The 18,130-nt window shown below is 67.5% G+C and carries 20 protein-coding genes and 5 pseudogenes; 13 read left to right on the top strand and 12 right to left on the bottom strand.

Features of this window, described 5'->3' with window-relative positions; all coding sequences use genetic code 11:
* Positions 1–178: 178 nt before the first annotated feature.
* Positions 179–802 (top strand): annotated as a pseudogene (locus AB0D66_RS32595) (transposase); the annotation flags it as partial.
* A gap of 71 nt (positions 803–873) precedes the next feature.
* Positions 874–1,173 (top strand): transposase, encoded by a 300-nt coding sequence (locus AB0D66_RS32590; RefSeq protein WP_362310817.1) that lies wholly within the window; start codon positions 874–876, stop codon positions 1,171–1,173.
* On the opposite strand, the gene AB0D66_RS32585 is transcribed toward AB0D66_RS32590, so the two are convergent.
* Positions 1,150–1,644 (bottom strand): hypothetical protein, encoded by a 495-nt coding sequence (locus tag AB0D66_RS32585; protein ID WP_362310814.1) that lies wholly within the window; start codon positions 1,642–1,644, stop codon positions 1,150–1,152. The two genes, AB0D66_RS32590 and AB0D66_RS32585, sit on opposite strands and share 24 nt — an antisense overlap.
* Before the next feature lie 51 nt (positions 1,645–1,695).
* Positions 1,696–2,316: a hypothetical protein gene (locus AB0D66_RS32580; RefSeq protein ID WP_362310813.1), complete on the bottom strand. Its 621-nt coding sequence runs from the start codon at positions 2,314–2,316 to the stop codon at positions 1,696–1,698.
* A gap of 258 nt (positions 2,317–2,574) precedes the next feature.
* On the opposite strand from AB0D66_RS32580, the pseudogene AB0D66_RS32575 reads away from it, so the two are divergent.
* Positions 2,575–2,715: pseudogene (locus tag AB0D66_RS32575) on the top strand (ATP-binding protein); the annotation flags it as partial.
* A 313-nt stretch (positions 2,716–3,028) separates the two neighbouring features.
* Positions 3,029–3,154: pseudogene (locus AB0D66_RS32570) on the top strand (IS5/IS1182 family transposase); the annotation flags it as partial.
* A gap of 162 nt (positions 3,155–3,316) precedes the next feature.
* Here the strand turns inward: AB0D66_RS32570 and AB0D66_RS32565 are convergent.
* Together AB0D66_RS32565 and AB0D66_RS32560 are read right to left on the bottom strand one after the other, a co-directional pair.
* A pseudogene (locus AB0D66_RS32565) lies at positions 3,317–3,651 on the bottom strand (transposase); the annotation flags it as partial.
* Between the two features lie 172 nt (positions 3,652–3,823).
* A complete protein-coding gene (locus AB0D66_RS32560; protein WP_362310816.1) occupies positions 3,824–5,026 on the bottom strand; it encodes a hypothetical protein in 1,203 nt (400 codons plus the stop codon).
* Positions 5,027–5,642: 616 nt separating this feature from the next.
* Between AB0D66_RS32560 and AB0D66_RS32555 the strand changes: the two genes are divergently transcribed.
* Together AB0D66_RS32555 and AB0D66_RS32550 are read left to right on the top strand one after the other, a co-directional pair.
* A complete protein-coding gene (locus tag AB0D66_RS32555) occupies positions 5,643–5,975 on the top strand; it encodes a hypothetical protein (RefSeq protein ID WP_362310812.1) in 333 nt (110 codons plus the stop codon).
* A gap of 290 nt (positions 5,976–6,265) precedes the next feature.
* Positions 6,266–6,490, top strand: a complete 225-nt coding sequence (locus AB0D66_RS32550; RefSeq protein ID WP_362310811.1) for a cold-shock protein — start codon at positions 6,266–6,268, stop codon at positions 6,488–6,490.
* A gap of 504 nt (positions 6,491–6,994) precedes the next feature.
* Here AB0D66_RS32550 and AB0D66_RS32545 read toward each other — a convergent pair.
* Positions 6,995–7,531, bottom strand: a complete 537-nt coding sequence (locus AB0D66_RS32545; RefSeq protein ID WP_362310810.1) for a transposase — start codon at positions 7,529–7,531, stop codon at positions 6,995–6,997.
* A gap of 340 nt (positions 7,532–7,871) precedes the next feature.
* On the opposite strand from AB0D66_RS32545, the gene AB0D66_RS32540 reads away from it, so the two are divergent.
* Positions 7,872–8,453, top strand: a complete 582-nt coding sequence (locus AB0D66_RS32540) for a transposase (protein WP_362310809.1) — start codon at positions 7,872–7,874, stop codon at positions 8,451–8,453.
* Positions 8,342–8,653, top strand: a complete 312-nt coding sequence (locus AB0D66_RS32535; protein ID WP_362310815.1) for a transposase — start codon at positions 8,342–8,344, stop codon at positions 8,651–8,653. The genes AB0D66_RS32540 and AB0D66_RS32535 overlap by 112 nt, the downstream gene beginning before the upstream one ends.
* A gap of 693 nt (positions 8,654–9,346) precedes the next feature.
* Here AB0D66_RS32535 and AB0D66_RS32530 read toward each other — a convergent pair.
* The 3 genes from AB0D66_RS32530 to AB0D66_RS32520 all read right to left on the bottom strand — a co-directional run bounded on the left by AB0D66_RS32530 (position 9,347) and on the right by AB0D66_RS32520 (position 11,943).
* Complete coding sequence (locus AB0D66_RS32530) at positions 9,347–10,642, bottom strand: hypothetical protein (RefSeq protein ID WP_362310808.1); 1,296 nt, start codon at positions 10,640–10,642, stop codon at positions 9,347–9,349.
* A 464-nt stretch (positions 10,643–11,106) separates the two neighbouring features.
* Complete coding sequence (locus AB0D66_RS32525; protein WP_362310807.1) at positions 11,107–11,313, bottom strand: hypothetical protein; 207 nt, start codon at positions 11,311–11,313, stop codon at positions 11,107–11,109.
* Between the two features lie 246 nt (positions 11,314–11,559).
* Entirely contained in the window at positions 11,560–11,943 is a 384-nt protein-coding gene (locus AB0D66_RS32520) for a transposase (RefSeq protein WP_362310806.1), read from the bottom strand.
* A 257-nt stretch (positions 11,944–12,200) separates the two neighbouring features.
* Here AB0D66_RS32520 and AB0D66_RS32515 point away from each other — a divergent pair, with 257 nt between their 5' ends.
* Together AB0D66_RS32515 and AB0D66_RS32510 are read left to right on the top strand one after the other, a co-directional pair.
* Entirely contained in the window at positions 12,201–12,470 is a 270-nt protein-coding gene (locus AB0D66_RS32515) for a transposase (protein ID WP_362310805.1), read from the top strand.
* A gap of 191 nt (positions 12,471–12,661) precedes the next feature.
* A pseudogene (locus AB0D66_RS32510) lies at positions 12,662–13,102 on the top strand (transposase); the annotation flags it as partial.
* 252 nt (positions 13,103–13,354) lie between these two features.
* Here the strand turns inward: AB0D66_RS32510 and AB0D66_RS32505 are convergent.
* From AB0D66_RS32505 to AB0D66_RS32490, 4 genes are all read right to left on the bottom strand, one after another.
* Entirely contained in the window at positions 13,355–13,750 is a 396-nt protein-coding gene (locus AB0D66_RS32505; RefSeq protein WP_362310804.1) for a PAAR domain-containing protein, read from the bottom strand.
* A 41-nt stretch (positions 13,751–13,791) separates the two neighbouring features.
* Positions 13,792–15,159, bottom strand: coding sequence for a hypothetical protein (locus AB0D66_RS32500; protein WP_362310803.1), 1,368 nt, complete (start codon positions 15,157–15,159; stop codon positions 13,792–13,794).
* A gap of 137 nt (positions 15,160–15,296) precedes the next feature.
* Positions 15,297–15,566, bottom strand: a complete 270-nt coding sequence (locus AB0D66_RS32495; RefSeq protein ID WP_362310802.1) for a hypothetical protein — start codon at positions 15,564–15,566, stop codon at positions 15,297–15,299.
* Positions 15,567–15,678: 112 nt separating this feature from the next.
* Complete coding sequence (locus AB0D66_RS32490) at positions 15,679–15,948, bottom strand: cold-shock protein (protein WP_362310801.1); 270 nt, start codon at positions 15,946–15,948, stop codon at positions 15,679–15,681.
* Positions 15,949–16,216: 268 nt separating this feature from the next.
* On the opposite strand from AB0D66_RS32490, the gene AB0D66_RS32485 reads away from it, so the two are divergent.
* The 3 genes from AB0D66_RS32485 (at position 16,217) to AB0D66_RS32475 (ending at position 17,968) form a co-directional block, all read left to right on the top strand.
* Positions 16,217–16,570 carry a hypothetical protein gene (locus AB0D66_RS32485; RefSeq protein ID WP_362310800.1) on the top strand — a complete coding sequence of 118 codons (354 nt, stop codon included), beginning with the start codon at positions 16,217–16,219 and terminating at the stop codon, positions 16,568–16,570.
* Positions 16,571–16,777: 207 nt separating this feature from the next.
* On the top strand, positions 16,778–17,794 hold the full coding sequence (locus AB0D66_RS32480) for a hypothetical protein (protein WP_362310799.1): 1,017 nt from the start codon (positions 16,778–16,780) through the stop codon (positions 17,792–17,794).
* Positions 17,795–17,836: 42 nt separating this feature from the next.
* Complete coding sequence (locus AB0D66_RS32475) at positions 17,837–17,968, top strand: hypothetical protein (RefSeq protein ID WP_362310798.1); 132 nt, start codon at positions 17,837–17,839, stop codon at positions 17,966–17,968.
* Positions 17,969–18,130: the final 162 nt, after the last annotated feature.

Here is an 18,130-nt window from a genome sequence, read left to right as displayed (position 1 = left end):
GCGGTCACGAGCGCCTGGTGGCCCCTGGCACAGGTGCCAAAGCCAAGCTCACCCCAGCCGACCGGGTCCTAGTCACCGTGCTCCACCTCCGCAAAATCGAACGTGTTGTTCTATCGATCGTGGGAGCGTTTGGGTTCGAATGGGGTTCTGGGTCGGGTGATGTTCCGGTGGTCCGGGCATGAAGGCAGGGCCTCTTGGTCAGCTCGGGGGTGCGATCCCATCCGGGAAGTTCCAGGAGACCCTGTTGCCACAGCTTCTCGCGTCCGAGCACGCTGCGTCCAACCCCGCTGCCCCATGGTGTGACTGCATCGCGCAGACGTACGGCAATGCCGCCGATCATGGCGAGCGAGTACGCAGGTATCCGTCGGACATGACCGATGCAGAGTGGGCGGCCATCCGTCCGCTGCTGCCGGTGCCGGCCTGGTTGGAGGGCCGGGGCGGGCAGCCGGAGGGCTACTGCCACCGCGTCATGCTCGACGCGGTCCGCTACCTCCTCGACAACGGCGTCAAGTGGCGGGCCGTCCCGGCCGACTTCCCCGCCTGGGACCGTGTCTATGCGTTCTTCCGCCGCTGGCGTCTCCAGGGCCTGATCGCCGAGTTCCACCACCGGCTCCGAGCCAGGGTGCGTGAAATGGAGAGACGGAAAGCTGAACCGACCGCGGCCATCATCTACTCGCAGTCCCTTCGGGCGGCCGATACCGTCGCCGCCGGATCACGCGGCTGGGACGGAGGAAAGAAGATCGATGGCCGCAAGCGCCACCTGGCGGTGGACAGCGCAGGCCTCCTCCTGGTCGTCCACGTCACCGCCGCATCCGTCCAGGACCGTGATGCGGCCGTGCCGGTTTTGAAGCGCTCCGCGAACTCCACCGCAAGATCGCCCTTACCTGGGCCGACGGAGGCTATGCCAGCTGGCTCGTCGACTGGGCCCGCGACGCTCTCGGCCTCGCGCTCACGATCGTCAAACGAGGCGATGACCAGAAGGGATTCGTGCTTCTGCCCCGCCGTTGGGTCGTCGAGCGGACGCTGGCCTGGCTGATGCACCGCCGTCGGCTGGTCCGGGATTACGAACGCCTGCCCGCCACCCACGAGGCGATGGTGATGTGGTCCATGACCATGGTCATGGGACGCCGCCTCGCACGGCAGGCCGGCTCACGCAGCGGCAGGCGCCCCTGATCCGACAGCCGGGGTGAACACGCCTGGCGTCTCCTCCACCGCCCACCCCCGCGCGACCAGCCGCTTGTCCATCGACCGCACACACTCGATTTTCGAGGGCACCGCCTCCCGGCCCAGGGCCACAGTCAGATCCCTGGCCCGCACCCCGCCCGCACCGGCCCGGGCATCCAGCAGGGCCATGACCCGCTGATACTCCTCCGGCAGCACACGAACCGAGAGACCCTCACGACGACGCGGCACCACCATCACCCCCGCCACAACCCCATCCTCATCCTTCACCCCGGCCTCCCGGGCTGGAACGGCCGGGTTCAGGACCTCGGACACCGTCTCCCGAGCGATGACCACCCGTTCCAGACCAGCTTCCGCCTCCCCGAGCTCGGCCAGGATCCGATCGGCCTCTCCCCGAAGCCGCTCGATCACCTCCCGCGCAGCCGTCTCCTTCGCTTCCAGCAGACCGGCACCATCGGCCACCCCACACGCTCAACGAGAAACAGGACGCCTCATCCCTGCCTCGACTGACCGCTACCCACTCCCACCAGCGGAACCCCAGCCATCACGTTCGGAACAACAACGGGATCTAAGGGCATGCGGGCTAAACCGTTCGGCCGCCGGGCGTCCTTCGAGTTCCATCAGATAGCGGAGCCGGTTGCAGATGGTTCCGCAATGGAGGCTGCCGCCGGATTCGTCGGCGAAGAGGACAGGGGAGTCGGGGAATTTGGGCCGTACGTCTTCCAGGAACCACCTGAGTACCAGGTCGAGGTTGTCGAGCATGGGCACCCATCGCGGCCGCGGGCCGGAGGTGTGGATGCCTTTGCCGAAGCTGGGGCGGCAGCAGGGCCGGCGAACCATCCCCGACATGCCTTGAAGCATTGAACTCGTCGACCGGGCAGACCAGCGGACGCTGAACGCGGCTTCGATCTCGACGGACTTGCGGGCCTGGAGGAACCGGTGGAAGCCCTTGAAGATCTGCACGTACTCGCGCCGGATCGAGGTCTTGCGACCCTGGACCACAAGGTCACCGACCACTCGGTCGATGTCCTCAGGGGTTGCCTCCCACGCGGGCCGGCCCAGCGCCGTCAGCGTCCGCTCCAGCAGGCCGGTGTCGTTGTGATTGCCACCAGGCTGAACCCGCGGGCCCGCCACGAGGCCACGAATGCCTCAACGCACAGCGACTGGAACTGCCACGGAGCCCCCGTCGGCATCCCCTGCGGGACGGCCCCGCCTGCGATGCCCTGCAGTCTCACCTCGCTCACCGGCACACCTTCCTCGCACCTGAACGGTCAAGGCAGCACCTTGAAAAGGCGGTAGCCACCTCGAGAACCAACGGGGACCCCAGGAGGGGGATACGGCCAGGTGGCAGCGGCAACTCTTGTGAGGGAACAAGTGCCAGCCCCAGATGCTTTCGACGAGATCATGACGAAGATTCTCGCCACCGTGACCGTCGATCGGCTCCTGCATCACGCCCACGTCGTGGTCACCCAGGGTGATTCCTTCCGCCTCAACCAAGCAACCTCCGGCCAGGGGGTGATCCCCTTGCGCTGACCCACCCCCCAACAGCGTGGAGTCTGGCTGCCGTTGGGGGGGGCTTATCGGCCGCCAGCGCGTTGATTATCTGGCCGCCAGCGGGGAGCACTCAGGCTCTTCGACACTTTTCGTGAAGCGGGTTGGTCAGCGGGCCAAGAGGATGCGTTGGCGGAGGAGATCCAAGCCAGCCCGGCCGTAGTGCTGGCGCTTGAGGATCTTGATTCTCGTGACGTTGCCTGCGACGGGCCGGAGCTTAGAGCTCGTAACAGGATCTTGTTGATATGCCCTGGCCGGGCGTAACCGGTGTGATGATTCGGCCGTTCGTGAGTGTGTGAGCACTCGGCCTTGGATCGTGGACGACGACTTGTGGGCACTGATCGAGCCACTGCTGCCGCCCTGGCCGACGAGGTCGCCAGGGCCGCGGCCGGTGGCAGACCGGTTGTGTCTGCAGGGCATTCGGGCCTTGACCCCGGATTTTGGACACCGGAGAGACTTGGATCTTGATGGCAGTCATCGCCCTGGCCCGCCGACGGGCAAGCGTGCTCTGGGCCCTTCTGCGTGACGGACGGCTGTTCACCTCCACCCCACCTGCCGCACGGGCCGCTTGACACGGTCATTGAGACTCCCACAATCGGACGATCGCCGGGCATTTGCCGCCCCATTCCTCCCAGAACTCGAGGAACCGGCTGGTGGCGGCGTCCTCGGTGAGAGCGCTGTAGACGGGCTTCAACGCTTTCGCGATCTTGTCCCAGTCCAGGCGGCCGGCATAGCGGAACGACGTCCGCAGCAGGTGGACGACGCAGTCTGGACGACGGTCTTGGGCCAGACCTCGCCGACGGCGTCGGGCAGGCCCTCCAAACCGTCGCAGACCAGCATGAGGACGTCCTCGACGCCGCGGTTCTTCAGCTCGGTCAGGACACGGAGCCAGTGAGCTTGTTCAACGTTGCCACTCCAGGGTGAGGATGGCTCTGGCGATTGACGTGAGTCTGGTGGGGTGGCATCGGGCTTTGCGGTGGATGTCCCAGGTCTTGGCCGATGGGATGGCTCTCTCGGCGGGCCATCGCAGGTGGAAGTAGGCTCGGTTGGCGCACTTCTGTTTGGGTGTGAGGTTCTCCCCTGGTTGAGGTCATAGAGCTCCGCAGACCGGTCGGCAGCGTCGGCCGCCGAACTCGGCCACACCCGGCGCCCCAGACTCGGGCCGCAAGGTCATACACGGCTCAACGAACGGGTGGTGCCTCGGGCAACGCGCTGCTGGCGCCGGTGCCGAGGACGCGGCGGGCAGGTGCGGAGGGTGCCACCGGAGGAGCGTACAGGCACGGGCTGCGGTACGGGGGCCAGACGTGGTGAGTGTGCGTCCGGGTCCGCAGGCGAGGTGGCTGCCCTGAAAAAGCGCAGGGGCGGCGGTGGCGGTCATGGCATACCGAGTCGGCCGTGTGGGCGATGTCTGGTCGGACGGTTGACACGGGTCGTCGGCCGTCAGCGGCGGGGAGGCGTGAAGACGACGCGTTTGGTGGAGAAGAGCGCGACCGCCCATTCGACCAGGGCCTGTTTCTGGGGCGGCACGTCGCTGAAGTGAAGCGTCCCTCGGGTCCTGCTTCATGTTGCGTGCGCTGGTCACGGTCACCCACCCGCCGAAAGTGTCGGGCTGTGTTTCCGCGTAGGTCATCAGGCGCGGCTCGTGGCCGTTACCGATCAGGACGACTGTCCCGCCGATGCGGTAACGGATGTCCATGTCGTCAGGGGCCTTCTTCACGTTGGAGCGGTTCTGGGCCGCCAAGCGCTGCTGATCGGCCCGGCCGGGCGTCCAGTCCGGATCGTGACCTAGCGTCACGCTTCGTGATACATCAGCTGTCGTTGCGTTCTGGATGGCGGCATCGGCATTGAGGAACGAGCTGCATGCCAGCCAGTAGAGGTCGCCCGTGTACGTGCCGAGGAGTCCGGTGCACTGGTGGACTGCACCTTCCTCGACGACCTGCCGTGGGTCGGTGGGGCACGTCTCCATGGACCCGTTGCACAACAGCACCTCCCTGGCCAAGCCGATATCGCCGGGGGTGATGAACTGGTGCCCGGGAAACCACTCGTTCCGGTGCGCTTCGCTGGGAACATCTTGAGGAGGAAGCGGAGCCAGGCAGAAGTTGTACGTCACGTTGCCTGCTCTCAAAGGCTCCCACCGGGGCCTGAGCTGCTGCCACACGGCCAGCTGGGCCTCCCCGTACGCCAGGCCCTGACCGGAATCCGCGTAAAACTGGAGGGTCGTCCCAGTGGGAATAGCGACGATCTCCATGCCAGGCGCAGTACGCCCATCGGTGAACAGACCCCCATGGCCCATCAACACGTACCCCATGCGCCCCGCCTCGTCCCAGCCGATCCTGTTGGATGCCAGTGTGCGTGAACCCCTCCGTCATGCGTTAGCAGACGAAAGGGCAGGCAACAGGGCGGCCCTCCACCGCTGTTCATGGAGGAGGGCGCCGCGCTGCGCCGAGGCCGACCGCATTGGAGCGCGCCGCGAACCCGCCCGCCGACCGGGCCCCGGCCGCGCTACGCCTCGCCCTGGACGACACTGCATGCTCCCTGCGCTCCCTCGGCCCCGGCGGCCGAAGCGGATCCGTCTGCTGCGCCCGTCGCGGCTGCCCCGGACACCTGGGTGGAGACGTCCGAGCCCGCGTTGGTCGACCTGGCCCAGGCCGGTCGGCACTTGGCGCAGTACGGCTCGGTTCCGTCCCCGGACAGTTCGCAGCGTTCCTAGCGCGGGACTACGGCCTGACCGACCAGGACACCGGCGCCTTTGTGCCCGACTTCCTCCTCGAGCCAGTGCTCGCCGAACTCGAAGCCGCTGAGAGGGAGGCCGCCATGCCGATGGCCGCAGCAGCAGTGTCCGAGGCGCCGGCCGCGTCGACTCCGGCCGATGAGGAGCCGAGCGGTGTGGGGGGAAGCCGCACCCCTTCTTGGGGGAGCAGCTCAGTCTCCGCAGCCTGTCCGAGCAGCCGGTCGAGTCTGCGCTGTTCCCCGTCGGAGTGACGGTGCCGACGGCTTCCGTGACCGACGGCGGCCTGGGCATCCCTGAGGCACGTCCCTTCGAGCCGCCCTTCCAGGGGCCGACGCCGACAGCAGCGGATGCGCAGGCTTGGGTCGCCGACGTGACCGCGTCCGGTGAAGCGACCGCCCGCGTGCCCCGGCAGCAGAGCGACGACGAGCTGGCCGAGACCGCCCCGATCCACAACGAGATCGAGTGGGTGGCCTCCTGGCTGACCGAAGCAGACTCGTCGCGACCCACATGAAGAAACTCGTCAATAACAATTCGAACTGACATGAACAGGATCACGAGACACTACCGCGCCCCCGGTGCCCGATGTACTGCCCCTTAGGTCATTCTCCATGAGGTTGCGCGTTCTTACGATGTTCCCGTGGTGAGGCGGTATCGGCAGCCGGTTTCAGCCGGTCACGGTTCCGAAAGCGCGTGTTGTCTGCGCTGTCGGCGGCGACTCTGCTGTCAGCAGTTCCGAGGACCAGGACGATCACCTCTGGCCTCCGCATAGTGCAGGGCCATGAAGTTCTTTGGAGAATTAAAATGGCATCAAACAATCCCAGGGTTACCGGGTCCGTCAAGTGGTTCAACGGGGAGAAGGGCTTCGGGTTCATCCAGCAGGACCAGCCTGGTCTTCCGGATGTTTTCGTCCACTACTCGGAGATTGACGCCGCGGGTTTCCGTTCCCTCGATGAGGGTCAGCGAGTTGAGTACAGCGTGACCCAGGGGCAGAAGGGTCCTCAGGCAGAGCGCGTCACCGTGCTCTGAACGCCGTGCCCGTGACGGCCTGCCGGTTTCCCGGTGGGCCGTCACGGCTTGCTGGGAGGGCGTGGCCCCGGTGGTTGCCCGGACTGTCGCCCCTGACGGGTGGGACAGCAGCCGCCCTCGCCAAACGGTACGGGTGGCCCGCAGGTAGTGGTTCGGGGAGCCGCAGGATTCCCGTCGCCCTGCTTCTCGGTCCAGGAGTAAAGATAATTGCTCTCCGCGAGCCGGTCCAGCGGCGAAGGACCGGCAATCCCGCAGGCCGTCAGCACACTCACGCAGTGTCCGGACACCAAGGCGTGAGCGTTCTCAGCTGGTGGGCATGATCGGGTCGAGACCCCGTGCCATGGCTTCGGCGCCACGACGTACCGGTCCGCACCACCCTCAACGACGAGTTGTCGGAGCAGCCGGCCCGCTGGGAGTGTGCTGTGGCGGACATCGGGGGTGTACCCGTCGACGTACTGCGGAACTCTGAGCTTGACTCTGTCGGTGATCTTGGAGTTGCCGGAGTCAGGTGCCCAAGGTCCGCCAGGACTTCGGCCGGGGGATGTCGTGCTGATCGAGGTAGGTCTGGAAGGCGGTCGTTCTGCGGGGAGGGCGTGCTTCCGCAGTCGGTGAGAGACCGCTGAGACGCTCGATGTTGATGGCGATGGTGGTCAGGACGTGCTGGAGGTGGGCATTGTCCTGACCTCGGTAGCGGCAGTGGCGCATGCCGTGTCCGTGGGCGAACTCATTGACCGTTCCTTCCACTCCGGAGCGGACCGCGTGACGGGTCTTCCACTCGGGTGTCTGTTGCTCCGTGCGCACGCGGAGTTCGCGTGGGGGCAGGCCGACGGTGCGGTGGCTTGCGCGGGAGGTGGTGCACTGCGCGCGGGCCGGGCACGGATGGCACTGGCTCTTGGTGAACCGGGCCACGATCAGCGGGGCCGCGGTGGGCGAGGAGGTGGGGTAGGGGCCGTGCCAGCCCGCGCTGACCTGCCCCTGGGGGCAGGTGACCTGCCGGAGGTCGTAGTCGATGGGGAAGTCGTCGCGGGGCGAATCCCTCATCCCGGCGGTGCTGCCGGGTGGGGTTGCCCCGAAGCGGCCCGGAGACGGCGACCTGGTGGTCACGGGCGGCTTGTGCAAGGTGGGGCAGGGAGGTGTAGCCGCTGTCGACCAGGTGCTCGGCGGGCAGCAGCCCGCGGCGGTGCAGGCGGGTATGGATGCCGGGCAGAACCTTGCTGTCATGGGGGGGGGTGGAGGCTGTGGTGGCCACGTCCGTGATCACGTTCGGGCCGTCAGAAGCACACGTCTCCGTCAGATGGGCGGGAGAACCCCTTCCAGCTGATGATGTGCCCGTGCCGGGCATAGCGGGCCGAGATGTCGTAGGGCGAGACGTCTGTCGGACATGACGGATGCGGAATGGGCCGAGGCCCGTGCCGTTTTGCCGGTTCCGGGTTGGCTGGACGGCCGGGGCGGGCAGCCGGAAGGCTACTGCCACCGGCAGATGGTCGACGCGGTCCGCTACCTGGTCGCGGGCGGTTTCACGTGGCGGTCGATGCCAGCGGATTTCCCCACGTGGGACCGTGTCTACGCCTTCCGACGCTGGCGCGACAAGGGCTGGACGGCCGAGTTCCACGACCGGCTGTGGAACCGGCTCCGTGAAGCGGCCGGCCGCGACCGGGAGCCGACGGCGGGCGTCATCGACGCCCAGTCGGTGAAGGCGGCTGCGTCGGTGCCGGCCGCGACCAGGGGCTTCGACGGCGGCAAGAAAGTCAACGGCCGCAAGCGCCACATCGTGGTGGACACCCTCGGCCTGCTCCTGGCGGCCGCCGTGGTCACGGCGGCGTCCGTCACCGACCGGGACGCGGACAGACACTGCCGGCCCAGCTGCGCGAGCGGCACTGGCGCATCACGCGGGTCTGGGCCGACGGCGGCTATACCGGCCAACTCGTCGACTTCGCCCGCAGCGTGCTGCGGATCGCGCTGACGGTAGTCAACCGCAGCGACGACACCACAGGCTTCGTCGTCCTGCCGAAAAGATGGCTTGCCGAGCACACGTTCGCATGGCTGATGCACTCACGCCGCCTGGCCCGCGACCACGAAACCCGCACCGACAGCGCCGAGGCGATGATCAGGTGGTCGATGAGCATGGTCATGAGCCGCCGCATCGCCCGACGACGGCACTGAACGTCCCCTGACGTTCCTCCGCCAGCAGCCCCGCGCGGCCAGGCGTTTCACCCTCGACCGGACGCCCTCCACCTTCGCGGGCACAGGCTTCAGCCCTACCGCCACCGCGAGTTCCCGACAGTCCATCGCCACGGCATCCACCCCACTCCCACCCGCGAGAGCGTCATGAGCTGCTGGTAGTCCGGCGACAGCACCGCAAGGGCGAGGCCTTCGTGCCACATCGGCGCCACCGAGCCGGGCACCGCACCATCAACCCGCGCCGGCCCCTCGCCGATCACCACCACCGGTGACACGTCCTGGTCTCCGCACGGTTCCGCCAGGACCTCGGCCCGCCTCACGGGCGATCACGAACCGCTCCCACTCAGCCTCGGCCTCCCGCAAGTCCGCCCGAAGGGCGTCCACCCGCTGCCGAGCGACACGTGCACGCTCCTCCAGCAATCCCACCACCGACGGCATCCGGCACCTCCACCGAAGAGACGACACGACATCTCGTCCCTCCCAACTGGAGCCCCGCCCATGCCTGACCAGCAAAAACTCATCCATCACTCTCGGAAAGACAACGGCCTCTGAAGCCGGATCCCCTCACGAAACACCTGACGCTCAGCGGTCAGGCCCACACCCTCCAAATAACGCATAGCACCGGCATACCGCAGGGATCATGAACCGTCACCACCCGACCACAACCCGAAAACCTCAGCGGCTCGGCACGACTGGCATCGGAAGAGGTGTCTGTTCGCGTGTATACACCGTGCTGTTCCTGTGGGGAAGGTGGGGAGGGTTGTCCGGGCTGATTCCGGCGAGGGCCAGCACCTCCTGCGCATGTGTCTGGACGTAGACCGCTACTTCAGCCCCCGTACCCGTCACACCCAGCCGCGCCCCCAGAGCAGCAAGCCAGTAGTGCACGTTCGTGGTGGGGTGCTGGATGCGGAGGGCGATGCCCCTGACGGACTGATCGGACTGGCGGAGGACAGTACCGATGACCTGCTTGTCGAATTCGGTGAGCACGGTGGGATCGGCCTTCCGGGGGATCAACTGCGCGAGACTCTTGCCGGTCGTGCGTTCGGGGTCTTTCTCCAGGTTCGCACGGAAGTAGGCCAGGAACTGGGCGGAGGTCGTGCTCGCAGCCAGTCCCGGCCTCGGCCGCCTGCGATTCAGTAAGCTGTTGAACGCCTGCGGGGTGATGTGCCAGGCGTGGACGATTGCGCCTTGCGAGGCGTTGACGGGTGCGTCCCTGATCGCCACCAGCAACTCCCAGGTCCGCTCAGCCATATCCTGCTGCTTGAATGGCCGCGGCCCTCGGAACTCGCCCGGTGTACCGCCAGACGCCTTTCGCCCTTGGGACTGGGGCGCCGGCGCCTTCGGAGGACCCAGATCCGCCAGCGCAGGAGCAGCCGGGAAGGCCCGCGTGACCGCCGGCACCACAGCGCCGTCCGAGACGAGGGCCCTGTCCGGGATTGCGAAATCGTCCGGGGGACCAGTGCCGATCAGAGCCTCCCTGGCCGGGGCATCAGCCGAGGAGCCACTGAGCCACCCTGCCGTGTCCACCACGGACACCTGCCCGTTCCAGCCCCGCGACAGCACCTCGAGGCCCTCGGACATGGCCTCAGGCCTATCCGTGACCACACTGCCCGAGAGCGGCCCTTCAGCCATCCGCGGATTGCGCTCCCACACCCCCTGATCCGCGATCACCGCGCCCACCCATCGGAACGACTCCGCACCACCCAGCGGAGGCTTGTAGCCACATTCCTGCAATACCCACTCCGCCGTCGCCAACTCAGCTGCGCTCCCCACACGCCCCAACGCCACCGCCTCCTCCACATACCCGAACTGGGCGGCCAGCCCACAATCCACCAGATCGCTGCCGCCGGAGAACACGGCCTCCGCATCACCCAAGTCCAGAACCCCGGCGCGCGCCCACAAATGCGCCGCCCGCTCCTGGGCCACTCCACCCGCCACACCGTTGATCATCGCCAACTGCACCACCCGCACCCGCAACAACCTCACATCCACCCCCCACAACAGCCGACAGTCCAGCCGCCGCCTTATCCCCCTCCCTCCTTCGCAGCCCCTCAGCCACGACCACACCTCGTCGCATGCCTGCCCCGCAGCCACACCGATCACCGAACACTCTCCTCAACCGGACGGACCAGCCGACGCCCCATTCCAGCTCCCACCACCGCACCCCCAACAACCACGAAGATCGAAAAGCGCCCGAACAGCCGACAGGTCGGCCCCTTCAAGCACACCACCCCGCCCATCCGGGCACTTTTCACGCCGCTCACCCGCCTATCGGCACACGCGACGTAGCCAGCAGGAAGGGCTGTCGGCGGCATCGGGAATGACTCTGATCACACTTCGGGACACCCGGCCTGATTTCTCGTCAAGTTGACATCTGAGCTTGACTCTGTCGGGGATCTTGGAGCCGGGGGTCAGGTGCCCAGGGTGCGCCATGATCACGTTGGGGCCGTCGGGAGCGTAGGTCTCGGTGAGATGGCGGCGAACGTCTTCCAGCTGATGATGTGCCCGTGGCGTGCGTAGCGGGCCGAGGTGTCGTAGGGAGAGACGATCGCCTGGGACGAGGGCGGCAGCCCGGGCCCGTCTTCCTTCTCGGCGGTGCGCCAGCGCAGGTGTCCTGCGGCACGGTCGTAGTTCTGCAGCATGATCTGGCGCAGGGCTTGAATAGGAGGGCCCAACGTGCGGTCTGTTCCGTGCCGGTAGAGGTGTTCCAGGAGCCGGAGGGCGTCGTTCCCGGCGGCAAGTATCCGGGTCTTGGGCCTGGTGGGGTTCTTGCCCAGGCGAACCGGCCGGCCGTAGCGGAGCCCCCCACTCCTCGTCCACCAGCTCGTCGAGCAGGTGCGGGGAGATACCGGCGACCTATTCGAGGGCGGCGCGGACCGCTTCGGTGATCAGCTCCAGGCGGTCAGGTCGCGCACCGCGGCCAGGACATGGGTGGAATCGGTGGTGCGCTCGTGGGCCAGGCCGGCTTCCTTGAGGCGGGCCAGCGCGAGGTCGAGGAGGCGGTCAGCACGGTCTGCTTCGCCAAGACGGTCGCGGAAGTCGGCCAGCACGCTGTGGTGGTATCCGGGGTCGTCGAGCTCCATGGCCATGGCGTACGTGAAGTCGATGCGGCAGCGGACCGCTTCGGCGGCCTGCCGGTCCGAAAGCCCGAGCAGGAACTGCAGCACACAGACCGTGGCGAGCTGGGCGGGCGAGAGGCCCGGGCGCCCGTCTCGGGGGTACCAGTCGGCGAAGTCCTCGTCGTGCCACAGCCCGTCCAGCCGGTCTCTCACCCACATCGCCGTGGTGCCAGCCGGGTTGCTCGCCCGCGCGATCTGTGTGGTCAGAGAGGGGACTTGCTCACCGGAACGGGGGCGGAGCGACAACGGGCACCTCGACGATTCCATCGGTCACTGGAACAGCCCGAGCATGCCCGTTGATCACGCTGCCGCACCGAGGAACTCCAAGACCCCCGACAGAGTCAAGCTAATTCTGCCGGAGCACCTGGGGGTCAGCGGTTCCTGCTGGCCTGCACGCTCACCCCAGCCCGGTGAGGACTGGGACGTGGAGTCTGGAGACCGAACGGTTCGGCACCACCCGGGCCGAGCTGCGGCGACTGCTGGCGTGGCTGGTCGAACATCAGGTCGAGGTTGTGGTCATGGAGGCGCCATCCGATGACTGGCGGGGCGTGTACTACCTGCTGCAGCCCCACCTGAACCTGATGCTGGTCAACCCCGTCCACCTCAAGGGGATCCGTGGCCGCAAAACCGACTCGAACGACGCGGCTTCCTGGCTCGGGCCGGCGCGTCCGGGATGGTGATGGCCTCGTTCGTCCCCGAGCGAGCGGTCCGCGAGCTGCGTGACCTGACCCCCCGGCGCACCGAGATCGTCCGGGCCGCGCGGGCTGGGAAGCCCAGCGGCTGGAGAAGGAACTCGAGGACACCGGCATGAAGCTCACCTCGGTCCTGACCGACGTGACCGGAGTCTCGGGGAGGAGCCATCCTCGAAGTCATGATCACGGGCCAACGCGATCCCGAACAGCTCGCGGGCGTCGCCGTCGGCAAGGCCCGCGCCAAGATCCCCGCCCTGATCGAGGCCTTTGACGGAGACTTCACCGACCATCACGCCTTCATGATCCGGAACTACCTTGACGAAATTGACAGGCTCCGCGCCACCACGACCGCGTTCGACACACGCATCACCACCCTGCTGACCGAGCGGGAACAAGACCTGGACTTGCTTGACACCATCCCCGGGATCGGCCGCCTCGCGGCCGAGGTGATCCTCGCAGAGACCGGCAGGGACATGTCCCAGTTCGCCACCGCCCAGCACCTCGCCTCCTGAATGGGCGTCTGGCCGGGACAGAACGAATCAGCCGGGGTGAGCAAGTCCGGGCGGACCCGGCACGGCAACCACAACCTCAAACGCCTGCTGGGAGTCGCCGCCATGGCGCGATCCGCAACAAGGAGTCTTACCTGTCGGTGTTCTTCCGCCGCGTCTCCGTCCGCCGAGGAGGCAAACGCGCTCTGGTCGCCGTCATGCACAAGATCGCAATTGCCATCTGGCAACGTCATGAACCACCAGCACCGTATTTTCGTGTCAGCGCCACTCAGAGGAGTACGCCGACACCTGGTCGCCTATCACCTGAACCTCCGGTGTTCTCCGATCGGGATCATCGACTCGAAGCCGACTTCTGGTAGGCGGTTATCCGATGAAGACGTTGGACGTGGCGACGACGGTCGCGGTGTGCTGTATAGCCGGTTCGTTGCAGGTGGTGGCCGTATCGCCGGTACGGGCCGCGGCCTTGCCCCCGATGAAGACCGAGGTACTGCCGTGGGAGATGGTCCCCTTGTTGTTGGGGGGTGATTTGAAGACGCCGCCGGGCGGGATGTGCGGCGGGGTGTTGAAGGCGACGCTGTCGACGGTTGCGGCCGGTTTGCTGCAGATGAGAACGCTCTGGCAGCAGCCGTCGGAGAGGGTCCCCGTGAAGGGGAGCGGCATGGGGGTCTCCACCGGTCCGCCGGGGGATGGAACCATGACGATGTGGGTGTCCATACCCATGACCTTGTCGCCCATCGCCGCCGCGGGCACTCCTGGCATGTGATCGTCCTTCCGGCTTCCGTCGCGGGTGGGTGGGAACGTCAGGTCGCCGATGTCACGGCACGGCCCGAGAAGTACGCGGCGGGCGTGCAGGCCGCCGACGTGTTCGTGGTCTGGCCGCCCGGAGACTGGCAGCGGACGGAGAGGATGACCTCGTCGCCCGGAGCGAATTCGATCGGTTCGGCGAAGTGGTCATCGCGGTCCCTGAAGGTGTCCAGGCTCAGTTGCATCAGGACCGAGTCACCGCGCTGGAGCCGCATGATCCCGGTGTCGCCGGCGGCGTTCTCGAAGAGGATGTCGCTGACGTAGTAGGTCTTGTCCTTCGGGACGGTGAACCGGGTGACGCGGAAGTCGTTGGAAGTCTGGGCGTTGGCCTGGATCCGGAAATCGACGGCCTGGAGCCTGGAGTCGGAGCCGCCGGCCGCTCCGTCACCGTCGGAGCCGCTGCCGCCCGTGCTGTCGCCGGCGCTCCCACCCGTGCCGTTGAGGGCGGGGAACCGGCTGCCGTCCGAACCGTTGGCGCCCGCTCCGGCACCGGCACCGCCGGCACCCCCGGCACCCGCTCCACCGGCCCCGCTCCCTGCGCCGCCGGCGCCAGCCGATGCACCGAGTGCGTTAGGGTCCTGGCCGGTCGCGACGGCCACCTGCTTCTTCGCCTCGGTCTCGACGCTCGGCTGCAGCACGAAGTACCAGAGAGCGAGCAGTGCCAGGACGACGGCGGCGATGGCCATGACGAACTTGGCGAGCGCGTCCGAGACGAACGCCGCCTGGATCAGAGCGCCGTCCGCGGTCTGCTCCTCCTCGTCCTCCTCGTCCACGACGAGCACCTGGAAGGGCAGACTGACGTCTGTCCCCCGCCACAGCCGCGCCTTCGGCTTGACCTTCAGCGGCACGACAACGCCCTTGCCGTGGGCGACCTCGACCTCCTCGTGTTTAAAGGCGAAGGCGAGCTTGGCGTCGGCATCGGTCGCGTAGAGGTGTGCCTTCAGCGGGGCGTTGCCGCGGTTGTCGATGACTGCGTTGAAGCGCCCTGCGGCTCTGCTCCGCTTCGTCGTCGGCAACAGCTTGACGCCGTAGTCGGTGAAGGGGCCGACCGTGACCGTGGACTCCTCGACGACCGATCCCTCGATGTCCTCGTGGGACATCACCCGGAGTCCGAACGTCACGGGGCCGGCGGGCGGCTCTGCGGACCGGGGAGGGCTGAAGACGAGCTCGACCTCGACCGACTGGTCCGGGAAGACGTTGACCTCGGACGGCTCGACCCTGATCCATTCCTTGGCGTCGCCCAAGACGTCCAGTTCGAACCGGTCGACGATGGTGCCGGTGTTGAGGATCTGGACGGACTGTCTGCTCTCCTCCCCGGGAATCGCAGGGGTGTCGGACTCGAGTTGCAAGACGATGGCTCCCACCGAGCCAGGATGCGCCGCGCGAGGCCAGCAGCGTAGTCGCCCCGGGGCGGCCATCCGGGCCTGCAGGGCTGCCCGATGGGTCCGATGGCCGGGCAGGGTTCGTTCGAGCCAGCGCGGCGGGAGCCGCTTGCGTGCTCTCAGGTCGTGCGTTCGCGCAGCACGCGGGCGATTTCGGGCACCGCGTCCAGACGGAGCACCTCCAGGTGCTGCCGTATGTCGATGGTCACCCAGACCAGTTGCTGCTGGACCTCGGTCAGGGCGAGCATGGCGTGGACTTGGGCGAGGCTCGTGAGGGCGATGGCGGCGGCCGTGTCATCGGCCCGGAGCGCGTCACTGGCCGCCCGCGCGAGTGCCTTCGCCGAGCCGGTGTGTCCGAGGTCCTCGGGAACGCCGTCGGGAAATTGCACGGTGGGGGTCTCCTGCCTTCAACCGGTCCCGGTAGCCCCTGCCACGGAGGCGAGACACACGGATGGGGCTCCGGGTCACGCCAGGAGCCCCATCGGGAATGTGCGGGGCCAGTTACCCGGCCCGTCGGCCGGAGCCACCCTCGGTGTTTTGACGGACGTTGACCGCCTGGAACCCGCGGTTCCCCTCGGCACGGTCGAACAGCACGCGCTCGTTCTCTTCGAGGGACTTGAAACCGTGGCCGGTGATCGCGCTGTAGTGCACGAACACGTCCTCAGGGTTATTGCCCCTGTCCGAGTCCGGCGCGATGAAGCCGAATCCCTTCTCGGCGTTGAACCACTTCACGGTTCCATGAACGTTGCTCTCGACTACCAGTTCTGCCATGACGCTTCTCCCAAAAATCGCCGCCCCCGTCGGCTATCACACCGCCAAGGCCCGGCACGTTCACCGCCCACGTCCTGTCGGACGCTGGGCATGCTCCAGCAGAGCAGCCTCCCGGCAGCCGGAACAGGAACATACGGGCAGATAGGCGGGCAATCTCTTGAACCGCTCACCGGAACGAACGGACGTCGGCATGGTGGCGGGCCGTCCGAGGATGATCCGGCGCCCCTGGCCAATTCCAGTGGCACTCTCAAAGCCACCGGAGGCGTACATGATCACGCGCATCGATCTCGTCGTCGGCGCCGTGCGCGCCGCCGAGCTGATAAACGACTACCGGGAGCGACTCCAGCGCGAGGACCTCCTCTCCGACGAGGCAGCCCTCGCCATTGCCTGCACCTCCTTTTCCTCCGGGAACGTGTACACGATGACCGTTGCCGGGCAGGTGTGGCGGAGGATCGGCGACGACGGGGAGCTGCCGCGGGAGGTCGTGGTGCTCGGCACCGAACTCCACTGCACCACCGGATGGGTGGCACGATGCCGGGACATGGTGGGCATCGAAGTGAACATGAACTTCACTGTGCTCGACGCCGAGTACGACCTCGTGCGGTGGCCCATCTCCGAGTAGGCGGCCCACGGCGAGGGGCGCCAGCGGGCAACCCTTTGGGCAACTCCTCTGCCCTGTCGACCTCCCCTCCGGGCCGGTCGGCACCGTGGCGCCACGGGAGGATGGATGGCAAGGGTGCAGGGGTATGGCGCCGGTCTCTTGGGGGCGGCAGGCAGGGAAACGTGCTGCCCCCCACCAGCGAACGAGGCACAGGGGAATCGGACGGACATGGCTCCAGGTCTGCAGCGGGCTACTCAGGGTCTCGCCGCCGTCGCGGTGGCCACCACGTTGGTCACCGTGGGCCTGGGCGTACAAAAGGCGACTCAGCCAGTGGCGGCGGCCGAATCCTCTGCCGCGGAGGGCTTGCAGGCGGTGCCCCGGCCCTTCGTGGCACCGAGCGGGACAGCTATCGCACCGGGCCTCTCCCCCTCGCCGAGCGCCTCGCACACCGAGCTGGCCGCGACCGGCCTTAAACTGCCGACCACCGTCTACCAGGCATACCTCAACGCACAGGCGCGCCTGGCCCAGAGCCAGCCTCGCTGCCGCCTGACGTGGCCCGTCCTCGCCGGAATTGGTCAGGTCGAGTCGAACCACGCCCGCGGCGGTGCCCTCGACATCGCGGGCAACACCCTCACACCGATCATCGGGCCCGCGTTGAACGGGGCTGGGTTCGCTGCGATCGGCGACACCGACGATGGGCGCCTGGACGGCGATACACTGTGGGACCGCGCGGTGGGACCGATGCAGTTCATCCCCACCACCTGGGCCGTCTGGGGCACGGACGGGAACAACGACGGGGTGGCCAGCCCGCACAACATGTACGACGCTGCGCTGACCACGGGCCGCTACCTGTGCGCGAACGGGCGCGACCTGTCGGTCCCGAGTCAGCTTCGGGCGGCCATCCTCAGCTACAACCAGTCCTCGGCATACGCGGACACCGTCACGACCTGGATCGCCCGCTACACCGGTGCCAAGACCGACATCGTGCCGGACGCCTCGGTATCACCCTCGGCGTCACGGTCGCCGTCGGCGTCGGCCAGCAAGGGCCCGTCGCCAAGCACGCCCCCGAAGAGCTCGACGAGTCCTGCTCCCACACCGTCGACGAGCGGGAATCCATCGCCCTCGCCCTCGCCCTCGCGTTCCGGCTCTCCGTCACCCTCGGAGTCCGAAGCCGAGGCCCCACCCGCGAGGTACTCCGGCCCGAGCGGTCCGAGCGCCGGGGCCTCGGGCTCCCCGACCACCTGACGGCTTTGCCGGCTCGTCACCTCGGCCCCTCGCCCGTCGACCGTGCCCGCCCCGGCTCCAAGCCACCTGTCCGCCGCCGAGCACGCCCGTCCGTCCGCCGACGGCGACCTGCGCTTCGCCGTCACCCTGGCCGACGGCCGCGTCGTCGACCACCACGGAACCCCGCTAGTGTGATGCGCCGGAAATCTCAGGGTTAAGTTTGCGGCTGGTTTTTTGGTGGCTGATGGGGTGATTTTGGTGAGGGGCCTTGACCCCGGGTTTTGAACACGTCTATGCGGCTTGGGTCAGGGTAGTTGCAGCTGGTTGGAGGTCGTTCTCGTGGGTGATCGGGGTCCG

The sequence above is a fragment of the Streptomyces sp. NPDC048270 genome (genome assembly GCF_040652335.1).
Lineage (GTDB): Bacteria > Actinomycetota > Actinomycetes > Streptomycetales > Streptomycetaceae > Streptomyces.
The sequence above is the reverse complement of the archived record's forward strand: the minus strand, read 5'-3'. Positions and strand labels throughout refer to the sequence as shown.